The organism is Rhodanobacter thiooxydans LCS2, from assembly GCF_000264375.1.
Classification (GTDB): Bacteria; Pseudomonadota; Gammaproteobacteria; order Xanthomonadales; family Rhodanobacteraceae; genus Rhodanobacter; species Rhodanobacter thiooxydans.
Genome location: NZ_AJXW01000180.1, coordinates 1 through 288 on the forward strand (window position 1 = coordinate 1; position 288 = coordinate 288).

A 288-nucleotide genomic window follows, 5' to 3' on the forward strand; every position below is an offset into this window, starting at 1 on the left:
GATCTGCGCCGCCGCCTCGCGCGCGTCGTCGGCGCTCTGGCCGTCGCCGGCGCCGGCGGCGGCGGCGGCGGCGAGGCGTTGGGCGCGCTGCTGCGCCGCGGCCTGCTTGATCCCGAGCAGCTTCAGCTGGGCCTGCGCCTGCTCCTGTTGCGCCTGCGCCGCCTCGACCGCCAGCGTGGCCGGCTCGGTATCCAGCGCCGCCAGCAACTGGCCTTGCTTGACGCGGTCGCCCTCGCGCACGGCAACCGTGGCCAGCGTGCCTTCGCGTGGCATGGCCAGGTTCAGCAG

1 protein-coding gene is annotated in these 288 nt (G+C 76.4%); it reads right to left on the reverse strand.

Annotated features, from left to right (window positions below):
• On the reverse strand, positions 1 to 273 hold a 273-nt coding region (locus tag UUA_RS18440), incomplete at its 3' end, for a biotin/lipoyl attachment domain-containing protein (RefSeq protein WP_274378162.1).
• Between the last annotated feature and the right edge of the window lie 15 nt (positions 274 to 288).